The organism is Dolichospermum sp. UHCC 0260 (assembly GCF_009711985.1).
GTDB lineage: Bacteria > Cyanobacteriota > Cyanobacteriia > Cyanobacteriales > Nostocaceae > Dolichospermum > Dolichospermum lemmermannii.
In genome coordinates, this window is the sequence record NZ_VIKZ01000047.1 from 7,686 (window position 1) to 24,819 (window position 17,134).

The following is a 17,134-nucleotide window of genomic DNA, read 5'->3' on the forward strand; positions in this document are numbered from 1 at the left end:
AATGCTTCGCCCCTACTGACAACTGACAAATTCTAAAATTTTAAATAAATATTATGCCTACCTACGTTGCTCGTATTCGTGATTCTCAAGGAAAATCCAGGACCGAAAAATTTACCGCTGATTCCTTGAATGATGCTCGCAGTAATATTAGAAATCAAGGTTTTGTTATTCAAGATTTAAAAGAATCTCAAAACTTGGCTTCTCGGTTCGATATCCAAAAGATTCAGAATTCCTTTGTCAAGGTTTCTGTTAAGGATAAAGCAATTTTTTCCCGTCAATTTGCTGCTTTAGTAAATGCGGGTGTAGCCATAGTCAGAGGCTTGACTGTACTTTCTGAGCAATGTAGTAATCCTAAACTTAAAGCTGCTTTAGTAGAAATTTGTGGCGATGTTCAGACTGGAATTAACCTCTCAGATTCCATGCGTAAACATCCTGAGTGTTTTGATGGTTTGTATGTGAGTATGGTACAAGCTGGCGAAATTGGGGGTGTGTTGGATGAAGTCTTAAATCGTCTAGCTAAATTATTAGAAGATATGGCAAGATTACAGAATCAAATTAAATCAGCTATGTCTTATCCAGTGATTGTGGGTTTTTTAGCAACTGCTATCTTTGTGGGCATGACAGTTTTTCTGATTCCAATTTTCGCAGATATTTTTGTATCCATAGGAGCAGAATTACCACCACTTACATTATTCTTAATGACCTGTAGTAAAGTCTTACGAAGCTATTGGTCTTTGTTGGTTATTGGGATTTTATTTGTATTATCGTTTCTTTATAAGCAGTATTACAAAACCCCTGTTGGTAGGTTACAGATTGATGGTATTGCCCTAAAGCTACCTTTATTTGGTGATTTGATTCAAAAATCTGCTATTGCCCGTTTTAGTCGGACTTTTGGTTCATTGACTCGCTCTGGAGTCCCGATTTTAACTTGTTTAGAAATTGTGCGAGATACATCAGGAAACCAGGTTATTGCTAATGCCATTGACGCTGCCCGTGAAGAGGTTCAACAAGGGGGGATGATTAGTGTTGCTTTGCTCACAGAAAACGTTTTTCCAGCTATGGCAATTCAGATGATGAGTATTGGTGAAGAAACGGGACAACTAGATGCAATGTTAATGAAAGTTGCCGATTTTTATGAAGATGAAGTAGAACAGGCAGTTAAATCACTCACCAGTATTTTAGAACCAGTAATGATTGTGGTAGTGGGGGGAATGGTGGGGACAATTTTGCTGGCTATGTATTTGCCGATGTTCAAAGTATATGACAATATCGGTTAAGGAAAGGTCGCCAGAAAGTATTTGAAAAGTTTCCTGCGATTATAAATCGCTACTACACAAGCAAAGTCCACCTAACACAAAATTAAGGTTTTCCAACCCACGCAGGTGGTCACTGAGCAGTTCGACAAGCTCACTGTAACACTTGTCGATAGCGTAGCGTGGCGTTAGCCATAGTGTGGGTTTCGCCTGTGTAGCCGCGACTTTTAGTCGCTAGGGGTATAATAAATTAGACTTTTCAAACACCCCCTTAGAGAAAGAAGCAGCCGCAGGGAGTAGATGGTAGATTTCTCCAACTGACAACTGACCTAAGTAGGTTGGCGTTGAAAATTGTCGTTATAGCAAGGCAATAGGCAAGAGTAAAGAGTAAAGAGTAAAGAAGTTTTCAGCGATTTTACGTTTCTTTACACAGTTTGGTTTTATTGTGTTCACCTACTTATTTCACAAATTTAGGCATGATTTCCGCAGCCGTGAATAAGCCAGAAATGCCGCGTTGATGCAATTCCTGAGCGGCTTTGAGATAACCAAAGGCAGGACCACAGACATTAGCGGCCATGCTAGTTTCATCGCCTAATGTAAAGGTGTGAGTGGATATCTTCCCCTCAAAGGTACGTCCTGTAATTTTCACATTGGTACTTAGGGGCTTTTTAGAGTTGCGGGTATCAACAACACCACCAACTGTGACTCTATCCCGTGAACAAATTCCCGCGACTTCTAGCATGACATCATCGGCGTGTTCCATATTTACCAAAGTTAACACACCATTAGTTTGATCGAGTAATGCTTCTACTTCTGCGTCAGTCATGGCTCTAGCGGCTTCTACACTATAACCTGGCATATGACCAATATCTTCCCGAACAGTGGCGCGGTAGGCTTCCCAGTTAGCAATTCCCACACCAAAGGTAATTTCCACGTTGTGAATTTCGGCGTAACTTTGGGCAGCTAAAGCGGCGGCGGCGGTTAACAGTCCAGGAGTAGCACCACAGCCAGTCATGTATGTAATTCCCGCTGCTTGCAGTTCGTCTTTCATGGCCAGGAGTTGTTCGACTGCACTGGTGCGTTTAATGGCATCCACTAGGACACCGCGCCAACCTGCTTTAATAAACTCTTTGGCTACCGAGGGAATAAAGTCATTAGGAAGGTTGGGTAAAGCCAGAAAATAACCATCTACAGGTTGACCGGTGGCGATTAAATCCTGAATACTGCTATTGCTTAATGTCCCAACTGGTTCTAAATAACCGACTGTCCCTTGATTTTGGTAAGTGGTAATACAAGCTTGGGTATTTAAGCCTTGGGTGGAATAAGCGTAGCCCTTTTGGTCTGCGGCTGCAACTAAGATCATTTCTCGTTTGCTGACGAGGAGTTTTGCTGCTGCTTGTCCGAGTCCACCAAATCCCAGGACTCCGACGCGAATAGGTTGGTTTGTTGGTTGTGTGTTCATAGTTAGTTTAGTAAGGTGGCATAAACCTAAATTTTCAGATAAAACCACTATTATATCAATACCTTTACCAAATTGAAAAAAATATTGATTTATAGATTGGGTTGTGGAACGTTTACAAAGCAATAGCATGAAACCCAACAAAGCAGAAAAATGGCCAAGGTATTGAGGGTTAATTATGCTTGATTTACATTTTTTCGGCAATAATTACCAATTGTGAAAGTCAGATTACGGAATGTGGGATATAGGTAGTTCACTTAGTTTCCATCCAATTATCCCCCGCATGAATATCAACGACTAAAGGAACAGATAAAGAAACAGCATTTTCCATTAGCGACTTAATTTGTGGTTGCAATTGGGACCACTCGTGGGGAGGAACTTCAAAGACTAATTCATCATGAACTTGTAACAATAACCGCGCTTGATAGTTCTTCAGAACTTCATGTAATTGCACCATTGCTATTTTGATAATATCCGCACTAGAACCTTGAATTGGTGCATTGGCAGCAGAACGGAGTAACCCAGCATCATATTGACCTAAATTCTTTAATTTCTGCAAATTAATATCTTCTAACTTACTACCTTTTAACTGTCGTAAACTATTACTAGTAAATTCAAAATAACGTCGTCTACCCAAAATAGTTTCCACATAACCATAAGCAATAGCTTCTTTTTTCACTTTCTCCAAATATGCAAAAACATTAGCGTATCTTTCATTAAATCGCTCAATAAACAATTTCGCATCTATCGGATTTATTCCCGTTTCTCTGGCAAACTTTTGCGCTCCCATACCATAAATTACCCCAAAATTAATCGTCTTCGCAAAACGTCTTTCATCTGAACTAATATCTTCTTTCTCAAAGACTAATTTTGCCGTTACAGTATGAATATCTTCATTTTGCTGATAGGCTTGAATTAATACAGGTTCTTGACTCAAATGCGCCAAAATCCTTAACTCAATTTGTGAGTAATCAGCAGCTACCATTAACCAACCTGATTCCGGTAAAAACGCCTTTCTAATTTGTCGGCTAAAAGCAGTCCGAATGGGGATATTTTGTAAATTGGGATGAGAAGAAGATAACCTACCCGTAGAAGTTGCAGTTTGGTTAAAATCAGTATGTAATCTTTGGCTTTTGGGATGTACCAAAGCTGGTAAAGCATCTACATAGGTAGATTTTAATTTTGATAAAGTCCGATTTTCAATAATCGCTTCTACAAAACCAGTATTATCAACTTCTTGAAGTTTTTCTAAAGTTGCAGCGTCTGTAGAATAACCAGTTTGAATTTTGCGAGAATATTTCGTACTTAAACCTAATTTCTCAAAGAGAATATGACTCAGTTGTTTAGGAGAACCTAAATTAAATTTTTCCCCAGCAATTTCGGTAGCTGTTATTTCTAACCTTGCTAATTCTATTTCTAACTGCTGTGAAAGTTCTTTGAGATAAGCTGAATTAATGCGAACTCCTGTATATTCAAGTTCCGCTAAAACTGCTTCTAACGGTTGTTCAACTTCATTCAACAGTTTATATAAAGTTGGCGTTTCTGCTAACTTCTCCCGTAATTTTGGTACTAAGCAAAATGTGGAATAAACATCCATTCCGCAATAATCAGCAACCGCAGAAATACTAATATCAGCAATAGTTTTCCCTTTGGGAACTAAATCTCCATAACTTTTTCCACTTAATCCCAAATATCGCAAAGATAAATCAGTTAAATTATGACTGCTATCGGGATTAATCAAATAACTGGCTAACATAGTATCAAACACCACTCCAGCTAAATTAATGCCTTGACACCGCAGAATTAACCGATCAAATTTAGCATTTTGTAAAGCTTTAGGATAATCAGCACTTTCCAAAATTGGCCGCAGTGCTGCTAATACCAAATCTCGATTTAAATTATCGCCGTTTTTATGACCAATGGGAATATAAGCAAGTTCATTTGGTTCTGTTCCCCAACAACAACCAATTCCTACTAAATCTGCATCTCGTGGTTCTAGTGCAGTAGTTTCTGTATCCCAAGAAACGGGATTTTCTGGATTTGTGAACTTTCTTAAAAGTTCTACCAATTCCGTTAATTTAGCTTCTGTATTAATAATGCGTGGTTGAATTGGTGAAGCATTTTGTTTTATTTCTTGTGCTGTGTCTTCTGCACTAAAAAACCACAAATCATCCTCTGTTTCGGCGATTATTTCCGATACTTTATTTTCTACAACTTCTCCACCAAACTTTAGTTGAATCTCATTAATTGTCTCTAAAAATCTTTTAAATTCTAATTTCTCTAAAATTGGGATGAGTAAGCTATTATCAAAACCTGTTAATTGACAATCTTCCCAATCAATTTCTAAAGGAACATCACAAACTATCTTGGCTAAATAGCGAGATTTTTCCGCGTCTTCTTTACCAGTAATTAGTTTTTTCTGAGTTGCACCTTTAATATCATCTATAGCTGCATAAATTTCTTCCAGGGAATTATAAGTATTTAATAGTTGTACTGCTGTCTTTTCACCAATTCCTTTTACTCCCGGAATATTATCTGATTTATCACCACATAAGGCTTTAAAATCAACAACTTGTGTCGGGAATACTCCTAATTTTTCTTTAACTTCTTCTGCTTTAAATTCAGCAATACTATTTGTAGAACGTTTTAAAGCTTCTGGAGTAAAATTTAAAACTGTAATTTCTTTATCAGCATCAATTAATTGAAATAAATCTCTATCCCCAGAAAGTATTTTAACTCGATACCCAGACGCTGCGGCTTTTTGTGCTAATGTTCCCAATACATCATCTGCTTCATAACCAGGTGCAGTAAGTATAGGCAAATTCAAGCTTTGCAGTAATTCATAGAGGTTTTCTAAATCGGGAATAAAGTCTTCTGGAGTTTCTGCACGTCCGGCTTTATAAGTATCATCAGCTTGATGACGAAAAGTCGGTGAACCCAAATCAAACGCCACAGCTACTGCTTGGGGCTGTTGTGTAGCGATTACCTCTAACAAACATTTAAAAAAACCAAAACAAACACTGGTAGGAATGCCAGCTTTTGTACGAAGTCCACCATCTCTACCTTTAGCAAAAGCAAAATAGGAACGAAAAGCTAGTGAGTGTCCATCAATTAAGATGAATGTAGGCTTGTTGATAACTGAAGAATTAAAAGTCAACTGCTTAACCGAATTGGGAAACTATAATCTATTTTAATTTTTTTTATGCGTTATGTTGAAGAAGCTAAGTCACCATTTTTTGATCCAGTGATGCTTTGTTGAAAGCTCTTCATCTCTATGTTCCAGGTATCGCTCCCCCAATCGCTTCAGAAAAACCTACCCTTCACTGCTCTTGCGCCCATGCAAGATGTGACAAACCTGTGGTTCATGAAAGTTATTGCCCACTACGGCAGTCCTGACTACTTCTTTACCGAGTATTTCCGCGTCAATGATACCTCACGGCTCAATTCTAAAATTCTGGCAGCAATTACCGAAAATGATACCGGTCGCCCTGTTTTTGCACAAATGATTGGCGAAAGTATTCCCGATTTAGTGAGAACAGCAAAGGAACTCTGCAAATATAATATCGCGGGAGTAGATTTAAACATGGGCTGTCCCGCGCCGAGAATCTATCGCAAAAATGTTGGCGGTGGATTGCTGAGAGAACCGGAAAAAGTCGAGCGGATTTTGGGAGAACTGCGTGCTGCTGTGAATGATAAACCTTTAACCGTGAAGATGCGTGTAGGCTTTGAAAATACAGATAACTTTTCCGAAATTCTCGATATAATCAATCGCCACAATATTGATTTGCTCAGTTTACATGGTCGCACGGTGAAAGATATGTATCACGGGGAAGTTAAGTATGATTTGATTGCGGAAGCGGTAAGACGGGTAGATTGTCCAGTGCTTGCCAATGGTAATATCAATTCGGCGACAACTGCCCTGGAAGTGCTTTCGCAAACCGGTGCAGCGGGTGTGATGGTGGGACGCTGGGCAATTGGCAATCCTTGGCTGTTTAATCAAATTCGCCAGGCTTTGCGAGGAGAACAGATCACACCTGTTCCTTTAGCAGATGTACGCAATTATATTGATCGTTTATGTCAAACTCCCACAGCCTCAACTATGCCAGAGCGAGCGCGGGTAGGCTACCTGAAAATGTTCCTTAACTACATTGCTTTAAGTGTTGACACTGAAGGTAATTTTCTGCGGCTAATGAGACGGGCGCAGACTGAGGTAGAACTGTTTAACCTCTGCGATCTCTTTCTCCTTGCTGATCTGACAAAAACTTTAGCCCTAGCACCCTCTTTGGGCGTGTAATTATGGCAACTATTTAGTTTGGATTTATCAGTACAGCATAGAGACAATACCTTGAGAGTGTCAACTACTCAGTTTCAACTTCAAATTCCTCACCACTGGGAAATTTAGACTTATCAATTTTTAAAGCAGCCTCTTTAATTAAATTTGCTTTTGCACGAGTTTCTAGTATTTCTTGATAATATTCTTCAGGTGTTAACCCATAATCTCTCTTGACATAGGCAATTTTATCTTTAATGCAGTCCTCAATCATTAATTTGACATCAGCGAGATAGTAATCTTCATTGAATGATTTAATATGTATCTTATGAGTTATGGAAGGAACTGCGAGTTTTTTTAGACCTCTTGCTTCTTTTAATACCCGACTCCCTAATAAATTGTCATCAACATCAGAAAAAGTAAAAATTGTTTTGCCTTTTGTATTTCTTTTTAAAGCTGGTTTAAATCCTATAAAAATATCAACTGATGGGAATACATTGGTCAAAAACGAAAAATTATCCATTGTTATTTCCTGCTGGTTTTTGGTAATTGTCTATTCTAATTTTTTTCTCCAGATTTAATATACAACATAGTGATATGAACTACCCCATCTTACTTCGTTGAAGATGGGGTTTCTACATCCCCGTCAGTAAGTTGAGATTTTTGACGTTTCTTTTGACCGAGTTGCTTCATACTTCCAGCATTCTTGCGTTTGCTGGTATTTGAAGTAGAGCTAGAATCATCTACGTCTAAGAGGCTAGTACCGCAGGGCGGAATTAAAAATTAACAATTAAAAATTAAAAAGCAGATGGTATAAGCTTTTCAGGGATTTTTAATGGTTGCTTAACTTACGCCGTATTGTACTAGTACATCACGGCGTAAATAAAGCAACCATATTCAAAGCTTTGGCACTCATGTTTTTGACTTGTAATTTTTCAGTAACTACCGTGCTATTACCGCTGATTATTCGTGTAGTTTCTTGGTGAACAAAGTTCTGTCTTTGGTTAGCAACTTTTCTCGAAAGTTTACTAACTGACTTCTGAACTTTCTTCCACCTTCTAGAAGCCTGAACTTTCTTTTTGAAATTGGGAGAACGTTTTCGACGTTTTGATTTACCCAACTCTTGATTTTTTTGTTCTGCTTTTCGGAAAAACCGAGGTGCAGCCACTAAACCATTTTCTTCACCATTTGTCCAAGCAATTGCATCATTACAACCTAAATAATGGCAATAACACCATTATCAGTTTTGCGGCTATTCTTTAATAAAATATCGTCAATTTCTAGCACGAGGGAAGAGTACCATTTACCATTACGGTAAACGATATCCAAAGCTTTAGGATGTCCCCAAAGTCTAGCCTTACCACGCATTTGGATTTGACCAATCTTTGATAATTCTAAATAGCCGTTATCACCTGTGCTATGTACTTTCCAGCCTGTAAAAGATGGGTAAGTCCAACCAGAATAATGACGAATTGACTTGAATCTAGGATACTTTGCTAGTCCCTTGAAAAACCTTCCAAAAGCAAAATCAACCCGTTTTAATGTGGCTTGTAACGCTTGGGAATTAATGACTTTATATTCTATCCAGACTTCTTTGAAATCCGGTAAACAATTCTGTTGCTCAAGGTAAGAAACAGATTTACCAAACTTTTTATATGAAGTAATCCGGTTAGATACAGCAGCATTATACAAATCTTTATGAAGTTGGCGGTGGTAGTGCAACATTTCACTGACTTGTTTATTAGGATATAGTCGGAAAGTCGCTCTCCGTAACGCCATTGATGATTACCTCCCATTCACTTTCTTAACTTATGCTATACTAACATTATAAATACCTAATATTTTGTCAAAAACTCAACTGTCCTCAAAATTCTTTTACTTGCAGTAAAAAACATTTTAAGAACGTTTCGTTTTTGACTTGCTTACATCCCCACCCTATGAATACATTGAGGGTGGGGAATTACGCAAAACTGTTAAAGGTTTTATATCCAACCGAAAATTGCTCTCGCTTATCATAAAATATTCTGTATGTCAATAGTATATTTGTCCTATATAATTCTTTGGATAATTGCTGTCTAAAAATTCGTCTCGGAACTTGCTGTTAATTTGTAAAGTTTTGTATTATTTTTCGGGATTTATTTCTGTAATAACCATAAATAAAGGCTTTTCAAAATAGCCTTATCAGTCAATTAGAAAATTGACAACAATAACCCAATTATGAAATTCTCGATAATTGTAGCAAACTCTCAAAAGTATTGCAAGCTCGTTGCTAAATAAAAATTATTCTCAATTAATTCTTAAGAAAATCTAAAGCTGAATTATCATAAGTTATGAATATTAAAACTATTATTGGGTTTATATAAGTTTTAGTTATATTGTAATTGGAAGTCCCTTAGTTAACAAATTACATTCTTGAGGGATTTCGTTAAGGAATAAATCCTGATTCTGCGGTAATGCGAATCAGTTACTTGCGTTTATACTCAAAACGGCTTGATTGTTTGATTCTAAACGTAGGGGTTTAGCTCTTGCTTTACCCCTACACATCTGGGTTCTTTGTCATTTGGCAAAAGTTTAAATCTCACCCGTGTTTAGTATATCAATGAAATGGCTTATCTCTAGGGCAAATTTGGGATGGTGTTGGGTTAAATGAGCTATTTATACCCGTATAATTTTAAACAATACTAAAAACTGGGGAGTTTATGGATACAATGCCTTTAAATCAGAGTCAAGACGAAAAAGATATTAAACTGTTGGTTTTAGATATAGATGGGACAATTGCGGGACAATCCAATACTCTCAGTCATCCTGTCAAGGAAGTGATTGCTGCTGTACAAGCCAAGGGAATTAAGGTAGCTATAGCCACAGGAAGGATGTATTGTTCAGCTTTGCGGTTTCATCAAGAAATTGGCTCTACGCTGCCTTTAGTAGCTTATCAGGGAGCTTGGATTCAAGATCCAAATACTCAGGAAATTCACCGTCATTTATCTGTATCTAGAGAAATTGCCCTGCAACTCCTAGAATACTTTGAACAGCCAGATTTGCGATCGCTCCTCTCAGTTCATTTTTACATCAACGACCAGCTTTATGTGCGAGAAATTACCAAAGAAACGGAAAGTTATCAACAACGCTGTGGTGTGAATGCTATTCCCGTTGGTGATTTACGTCAATTATTAGATCATGAACCCACTAAAATTTTAGCTTTGTGTGATGATGCGAGTCTAATTCAACAACTTTTGACTAATTTACGCCATAGATATAAACCCACAGAATTATATATGACAACATCTGTAGCCACCTTCCTAGAAGCAGCTAACACTCATGTTAATAAAGGCAATGCTGTCCGTTATCTAGCTGAAGAAATGCTAGGTTTAGAAAGTCATCATGTCATGACTATCGGTGATAATTTCAATGATGTAGAAATGCTCAGTTATGCTGGCATTAGTGTCGCTATGGGTGACGCACCAGACCAAGTGCAAGCGATCGCTGATTGGGTAGCACCTAGTGTAGAGTTAGATGGTGCAGCCATAGCAATGGAAAAATTCTTACTTAAATAAAAATCCAAAAACAAGAAAAGACACCGACGACTGGCCGTGTTTCGTCTCGGTGTCTTTCCTAATTTCGCTCCTCACACACCTGCGATTGTAGTCGGAGATATTTATTTTGTCAAGAGAATTTCTCAAAGTTTTTGTAAAATTCCGACAAGATAGAAAGATAGATCCCCGACTTCTCAAAGAAGTGGGGGATCTGAATTTTTGAATTTCACATATTAAAGTTCTACAGGTGCGACAATCCCCAATTTGTCTTCTAACACAGACCTTAAAACCAATTGAGTCGCTATCAGCAATCCTAATCTTGCTTGAGCTAATTCTGGATCATGAATTTTCACTTCCCCCCAAATCCGACAATTACACCAAAACCGCTCAAAAGCTTGACTCAAATTCTCACCTGCTTTTGACCAGTTAATGGAACTACCACTATCAGCACAAACCAAATCATCTACCACTTTGACTAATTGGTAAATCAGAAAACTCTCATCAGCGTGATTAAAGCGAAGTTTTTGATCACAATTGAGCCAAGATATAGCGTTGACAGATACAAAACTTTTAATATTTGTCCTATCAAGTTCAATTAATCCTTCCTTTTCTGCTGCACACAACAAAGAACAGCATCGTGAATGAGCGTATTGAATTTTAAAAATTGTTAATGAGTTGGTTAATTGGCGATTGGGAACAGAAATTTTGCTTTTTGCCTGTTCACTTTGTTCTAGTGAGCATTCCTCATTTCCGCTGACAGTGAGACAGTGTAACCAAGCCGCTAAGGTAGAGTCAACGAGTTCTATATGAATCCAACCGGGGGGAACTACTTTAACGTTAAATGAACTATCACTATTTCGGGATAAATGCTCAACAATCGCCTGAGCAATTTCCATCGCTGGTGAATTCTGAGATTTTGATATGCTCATAGCCATACCAGAGATATATAAAATTTTCTGATTATATCCTCCCTGATAGAGAGGAACTTTTTTCCCTTTTATGCCTGTAATTTCCCCATTACTGGTAAAAATACTGAAGAAAGACGCTAAATATCTAGCTATTAAATGCTTAGTTGCTTTATTCCGATCTAAAAGTAGTCTATAACACACGTATTTCTTTGTAAAAAATTTATGGTGTGCATCATTTTATCCTGTTCCATCTATCTTCAGACAGAAGTTTAGTCTATGTAAGGAAAAATGAGAGTAGGATAAAATTTGATGAATAATGTATAAAAAATGGGTAATCTTTACTACCCTTGTTGTACAGTAGGAAGTATAAGAAAAAATAGAGAGCAATTTAGCTTTCTATCCCATTGGAGGGCTGACGCTGTTAGGCGTTATGCCTAGCCCGTTAACACAAAGACACTCCTTGCACTTTTCTTATCACGTCTTTGTTCTCAGCCAAACGCTCTTTGTTACCTATGCAATCTCAATCCTCCTTTTCCGAAGCTTCACGTCCTTTCTTAACTTGGCAGCGAATCCTTGACTGGGCCCAAGAACACTACCGCTGCCGCACCTTCAGTAAAGATGAGCGAATTCCAGCTAGACCTGGTTTGCTCTATTTAGTCCAAAGAGGTGCTATTCGCATGGTAGGAACTGCCCAAGTCAGTGCTACTGCTAGTCAGTTAACATCTAGACGGATTAACAGAACTCCAGAAGAAGCTTTCTTGGGTTTTGTGGGAGCAGGTCAACCTTTTGAAATTGTTGCTCAATCTCCATTTACACTCCAGTCCTACGCCCACGTTGACCAAACAGCAGTGCTGTGGATGTACTGGCATGACCTAGACAACTGGCCTCACTTCCGCCGTGAAGTTATGGATGCTTTTAGATATCAGCACCAGCGCAAGTTGCTATGGTTGAGTGCTTTAGGACAACGTCGGACAATTGACAGACTCTTAGGATTTCTCACCCTACTGATTGAGGAATATGGAGAGCCTTCAATGAGCGAAACTGATCCTGATGTCATTCGTGGTTATTCCTTGCCCTTCCCCCTCACCCATGCCCAAATAGGCAGCGCCATTGGTTCAACCCGTGTGACTGTCACTCGTTTAATGGGTAAATTACGTCAACGGGGCTTAATCCTGACCCAAGGAGATAATCTGATTTGCCTACCCGCTGAATCTATCAATAGAGTTAGCTAGGATCTAGTTCAAATCTTTAATGAGCAGCAAATTGATAGATGTTGACTGAGAGCTTGCCACTCTCGGACACACCAATGGCAGGTATCAGCGGATTCTAACTAGTCCAAATTGGGTAGTTAGTTCTGTGAGCCTGCTCCTCATAATATCTCGCGGTAAGTCGGAAACTCAGGGGCTTTAGCCCTGAGAGTGTCAATTTTACGAATCTGTTTGACCACCACAAACAGATTTTGGGTAATCGGGTATGAAATTAAGATGTCCTGGACAAAAAGTTCTCTAGTGCCGCATTTATCATGAAGGCACTCATAACGCTAGATCAGCAAATTGGGGCCACCCACCTGGTTCCAATTATTGATCTTGGCTTTTGGTATCATGAAAACTCAGGCACTTTTCCAGGTTATAGATAATTCTTTTCTTTCTTTCTTTTTTCTGACTCCTGACTCCTTTTATTTGATTCTGACAAATCCAGCTTTTTCAATCAGTTCTTGACCTTGAGATGTAACTAACCAATTTGCATACACTTCCCCGGCTTGTTGGTCTGATTGACCATTTTGTTTTATGATCACAAATAAATTGCGGGTGATTGGGTAGTTGCCACTGCGAAAGTCTTGAGAATTCAAGTGGTTAGGCTTGTTGGCACATTGAGATTGAGTTATTTCTGGTTGTTGGTAAGGTGCTATTAATTGCTCACTTGTCCGTCCTATTGGTAGGGATTTGATTGTACATTGAGGGACAATCTCTGGAGCAGAACCATAATAGATAGCACCAGGAGCAATAGCTACTTTGCGGATAGCTTCTGTGGTTGTACCAATGTAATTAATATTGTTGCCAAATTTATCTTTATTGAGAACGTTTTCGACAAAAAAATCTACTGTGCCACCGGCTTCTTTGCTCCGAGATAGGGGAATAATGGGTAAATTTGTACCACTTACTTGTTGCCAGTTAGTAATTTTGCCAGTGTAAATATCTTTAAGTTGAGAAACTGTTAATCCTGGAATATTTAGGTTATGATTAACAGCGATCGCAATTCCATCAATGGCTACAGTAATTTCTTTTAAGCTAAATCCTTTGGTTTTGGCAGTTTCGTTTTCTTCTGGTTTAACGGGACGAGAAGATTGAGAAAAAGCTAGTTGATTTGCTATCAACATTTTAATCCCAGTTCCTGAACCTGGTTTTTCGTTAATGGGTTGGGTATAACGTAAATCAAACTGAGGACAACTATTTTTGAGGACTGAGTCTACATCCCGATCAATTGCCAAAAAAGCAGCACCAAATCCCCCCTAGACAAAAGTTTAATTGGCAAATAGTGGTCACGTAAAATCAGCGGCATACCGCAGCTAGTACAAAATTTTTGCGGTACTGTTTTTAGTGTTTTAATATCATCTAAATCAGGAAAGTGATTTTTAGGATGTTGACAGTGGGGACGAGTGCAGCAGACTTCCATATTGTTTGTTATTCAAATGAGTCATTGGTCATTAGAAATTTGTCGTTAACTAATGACTTTTGACTGGTAACCAGGTTTTTAATTGGCATCAGAACCGTTAGATGTTGCTATATCCAATGTACTATTTATCACTTGATTGATTTGTGATAATTTTAACACCTCCTGTGTCCAGGCTGGGTTAGCAAACTGAGGTAAAATTTCCTGACTAAAAGCTTCTGCGGCTTTGGATCTATAGCGATTGGGGTTACATATTAGCCAGAGTGTCCGCTTCACCACTACTCCTTCGATGGGGGCACGATGGAGAACACCCATTTGTAACTCCTTAGCGATCGCTGAAGTAGAAACAAAGGCAGCACCTAAGCCAGATTGGACAGCGTTTTTAATAGCTTCTATGGAATTTAGTTCCATTTCAAACTTAAACCGCCTAGTGTCAATATCACAACGGGCTAAAACCTGATCAATGACTTTGCGGATAGTTGATTGGGAGTCAAGAGCAATGAATTGTAGTTTATATAGGTCTTCTTTTTGAATTGTTTCTAATTTAGCAAAGGGATGGGATGTGGGTAAAATGAGTGCCAATTCATCTTCAGCATAGGGAACAGTTTCTAAAGATTCCGCTAATTCAGTGGGAATTTCCCCACCAATAATTGCTAAATCAACCTGGCCATTAGATACACTCCAAGCCGTGCGACGGGTAGAATGGACGTGCAATTGTACGGCTACATCTGGATATTTTTGGCGAAATAAGCCGATCATTTTTGGTAACAGATAAGTGCCAGTGGTTTGGGAAGCACCAACAATCAATGTACCTCCTTGGAGATTTTGCAAATCTTCAATTGCGCGGCAGGTTTCCTGACACAAGCTGAGGATTTTGTCCCCATAGCTCAGAAGTAGATGTCCCGCTTCAGTCAATTGAGCGCGACGGCCTCCTCTGTCAAATAGGGGAACATCCAGTTGTCGTTCCAGGTTTTGAACTTGCAAACTCACAGCAGGTTGGGAGACGTAAAGGCTATCAGCAGCCCGCTTAAAACTCCCTTCTTGGGCGATCGCTTTGAGAATTCGTAACTGATCTAAAGTAAAAGGAAGGTCAGACATAAGGCAAAACCTGTCAAACTGGGATTCATGAGCAACTTTAAAAATAAATCAAAATGAATAGTTTGGTGACTAAGCATGATTTATGGCATTGTTAAGATTTGAACAACTAACTAAAATACTTACCACAACATCTTGACAAAAATCTTCCTGTGTATAATCAAGCATTCAGCCGTCAGCCTTCAGCTATCAGATTTTAAGACGGAAATACAGGTAATTAAAACTAATTGCCTGGGTGTAACTTCAAGAAAATGAATAATTCGTCTTCTTTACTCCTGTTCTTGGCTGACTACTGATAGCTGATAGCTTACACCAGTCAAGATGTTTACCAATAGTAGCTTCTTTGAATTTGAATTTTGAATTGAGTTGTATATATGATGCCCAATCCTTGGTTTACCTCCAGTCATTTTGTCATACTAGGGTTACAATTAGTTTTTGCGATCGCCCATAGCGGGGGGGCTGCTGTGCGTCCTTGGGCAGAAAAATACCTTGGACCGAGGCTTTATCGCATTATCTTTGCATTAATTAGCCTGCCTTTGGCTGTGATCTTAATTGTTTACTTTTTTAATCACCGTTACGATGGCTGGCAACTTTGGCAGGTACAAGGTATACCAGGAGTGGGGGCATTAGTTTGGGTACTATCAGCTATATCCTTTTTATTTTTATATCCTGCTACCTTCAATCTACTAGAAATTGCGGCTATTCAAAAGCCCCAAGTTCATCTTTATGAAACAGGGATTATCCGTATTACCCGTCATCCCCAAATGGTAGGACAGGTTATTTGGTGTGTAGCCCATACCCTGTGGTTAGGAACTAGTTTCACTCTTGTTACCTCAATCGGTTTAGTAATACATCACCTATTTGGAGTATGGCATGGCGATCGCCGTTTAAGTCAACGCTATGGAGAAGCTTTTGAGATGGTCAAACAACGGACTTCGATTATCCCCTTTCAAGCGATTATTGATGGCCGTCAATCTTGGAACTGGGAAGAATTTCTCCGCCCTGCTTATTTAGGAGTTGCCATTTTTACTGGTCTATTATGGTGGTCGCACCCCTTGTTATTAGTGGCAACAAGTAGGATAATGTGGTAGTTTAGTCTGATCCCCAAGATCAACAAAACATATAAATCTAATAAAACTTTGTGCTGATCACTTGCTACCAAAACAATGTATGATAGACTCAAACATATATCATTAAACTGTTGAGAACTGGGATTGGGGAAAGAATTTATCCGCCAGGCTGAAGTGGGTTTTATGGACGTAGACAAAAAGTCACTATCTACCTTAGTCGAAACGGTAAATAAATATCAATGTATAGACTGCACCCAGCCGCGCTCTCAGCATTGTAAAATTTTTCAGAAGCAATAGCAATCAGGATTGGAAATGGAGAACAGCCAGCGCGACAATCACGGTGGCTTTTTTGTCAGCAGAAAAACATGAAAATCCTCAATTTAAAATTTAAACCCCAAAATGGGATAACTTACCAATTTGCTGCTGCTGACAGCTAATTTTGAGATAAAAACCTTATAATCACGAGAGGCATCATGGTGTTGTCGGTTAATGAACGGACATTTACTCAAGAAGTTTTAGAATCTTCAGTTCCTGTTTTGGTTAATTTTGAAGCACCCTGGTGTGGACTATGTCGCATCATTCACCCGCTATTATTACAATTTCAGGCTGAATGTGGTGATGAACTTAAATTGGTGGGAGTCAACGCTGACCAAAATTTTAAGTTGTCTAATACCTATAGACTGAAATCACTACCGACTTTACTATTAATTGAAAAAGGTATAGTCAAACAACGTTTAGAAGGTTTTCCCGGTAAAGACGATTTACGTCAAGCCTTAGAAGCAATTAAATTCACCTATACAAGTCACGAGAAAATAGATATAGCAGGAGTCAGGGGGCAGGGAGCAGGGGGAAAGAATTATTCCAATCACAACTGAC

At 38.8% G+C, this 17,134-nt stretch carries 13 protein-coding genes and 1 pseudogene; 6 read left to right on the forward strand and 8 right to left on the reverse strand.

What is annotated here, in order from left to right; translation table 11 throughout:
- Positions 1-53: 53 nt before the first annotated feature.
- The gene (locus FJR08_RS17335; protein ID WP_168634004.1) at positions 54-1,277 is read left to right on the forward strand and encodes a type II secretion system F family protein; all 1,224 of its coding nucleotides are present in this window, start codon (positions 54-56) and stop codon (positions 1,275-1,277) included.
- A gap of 433 nt (positions 1,278-1,710) precedes the next feature.
- On the opposite strand, the gene FJR08_RS17340 is transcribed toward FJR08_RS17335, so the two are convergent.
- Positions 1,711-2,844, reverse strand: a complete 1,134-nt coding sequence (locus FJR08_RS17340; protein ID WP_371260351.1) for a saccharopine dehydrogenase-like oxidoreductase — start codon at positions 2,842-2,844, stop codon at positions 1,711-1,713.
- Between the two features lie 121 nt (positions 2,845-2,965).
- The gene (polA, locus tag FJR08_RS17345; RefSeq protein ID WP_168634005.1) at positions 2,966-5,869 is read right to left on the reverse strand and encodes a DNA polymerase I; all 2,904 of its coding nucleotides are present in this window, start codon (positions 5,867-5,869) and stop codon (positions 2,966-2,968) included.
- 117 nt (positions 5,870-5,986) lie between these two features.
- Between polA and FJR08_RS17350 the strand changes: the two genes are divergently transcribed.
- Positions 5,987-7,006 carry a tRNA-dihydrouridine synthase gene (locus FJR08_RS17350; RefSeq protein WP_168634006.1) on the forward strand — a complete coding sequence of 340 codons (1,020 nt, stop codon included), beginning with the start codon at positions 5,987-5,989 and terminating at the stop codon, positions 7,004-7,006.
- A gap of 64 nt (positions 7,007-7,070) precedes the next feature.
- On the opposite strand, the gene FJR08_RS17355 is transcribed toward FJR08_RS17350, so the two are convergent.
- From FJR08_RS17355 to FJR08_RS23730, 3 genes are all read right to left on the reverse strand, one after another.
- The gene (locus tag FJR08_RS17355) at positions 7,071-7,505 is read right to left on the reverse strand and encodes a hypothetical protein (RefSeq protein WP_015081031.1); all 435 of its coding nucleotides are present in this window, start codon (positions 7,503-7,505) and stop codon (positions 7,071-7,073) included.
- A 348-nt stretch (positions 7,506-7,853) separates the two neighbouring features.
- Positions 7,854-8,150, reverse strand: coding sequence for a transposase (locus tag FJR08_RS23725; RefSeq protein ID WP_371415562.1), 297 nt, complete (start codon positions 8,148-8,150; stop codon positions 7,854-7,856).
- A gap of 47 nt (positions 8,151-8,197) precedes the next feature.
- Positions 8,198-8,761 carry a transposase gene (locus FJR08_RS23730; RefSeq protein WP_254435786.1) on the reverse strand — a complete coding sequence of 188 codons (564 nt, stop codon included), beginning with the start codon at positions 8,759-8,761 and terminating at the stop codon, positions 8,198-8,200.
- 920 nt (positions 8,762-9,681) lie between these two features.
- Here FJR08_RS23730 and FJR08_RS17365 point away from each other — a divergent pair.
- Positions 9,682-10,536, forward strand: a complete 855-nt coding sequence (locus tag FJR08_RS17365) for a Cof-type HAD-IIB family hydrolase (RefSeq protein ID WP_168634007.1) — start codon at positions 9,682-9,684, stop codon at positions 10,534-10,536.
- 212 nt (positions 10,537-10,748) lie between these two features.
- On the opposite strand, the gene FJR08_RS17370 is transcribed toward FJR08_RS17365, so the two are convergent.
- Entirely contained in the window at positions 10,749-11,624 is an 876-nt protein-coding gene (locus tag FJR08_RS17370; protein ID WP_168634008.1) for a DALR anticodon-binding domain-containing protein, read from the reverse strand.
- Positions 11,625-11,935: 311 nt separating this feature from the next.
- Here FJR08_RS17370 and FJR08_RS17375 point away from each other — a divergent pair, with 311 nt between their 5' ends.
- Entirely contained in the window at positions 11,936-12,655 is a 720-nt protein-coding gene (locus tag FJR08_RS17375; protein ID WP_015081034.1) for a Crp/Fnr family transcriptional regulator, read from the forward strand.
- Between the two features lie 443 nt (positions 12,656-13,098).
- Here FJR08_RS17375 and FJR08_RS17380 read toward each other — a convergent pair.
- Together FJR08_RS17380 and FJR08_RS17385 are read right to left on the reverse strand one after the other, a co-directional pair.
- Positions 13,099-14,096, reverse strand: a pseudogene (locus tag FJR08_RS17380) (substrate-binding domain-containing protein).
- Positions 14,097-14,174: 78 nt separating this feature from the next.
- The gene (locus tag FJR08_RS17385) at positions 14,175-15,191 is read right to left on the reverse strand and encodes a LysR family transcriptional regulator (protein ID WP_015081037.1); all 1,017 of its coding nucleotides are present in this window, start codon (positions 15,189-15,191) and stop codon (positions 14,175-14,177) included.
- 371 nt (positions 15,192-15,562) lie between these two features.
- Here FJR08_RS17385 and FJR08_RS17390 point away from each other — a divergent pair, with 371 nt between their 5' ends.
- Positions 15,563-16,279 carry an NnrU family protein gene (locus FJR08_RS17390; protein ID WP_174783143.1) on the forward strand — a complete coding sequence of 239 codons (717 nt, stop codon included), beginning with the start codon at positions 15,563-15,565 and terminating at the stop codon, positions 16,277-16,279.
- A 452-nt stretch (positions 16,280-16,731) separates the two neighbouring features.
- A complete protein-coding gene (locus tag FJR08_RS17395) occupies positions 16,732-17,133 on the forward strand; it encodes a co-chaperone YbbN (protein ID WP_148764424.1) in 402 nt (133 codons plus the stop codon).
- The last annotated feature ends 1 nt before the right edge of the window (position 17,134 follow it).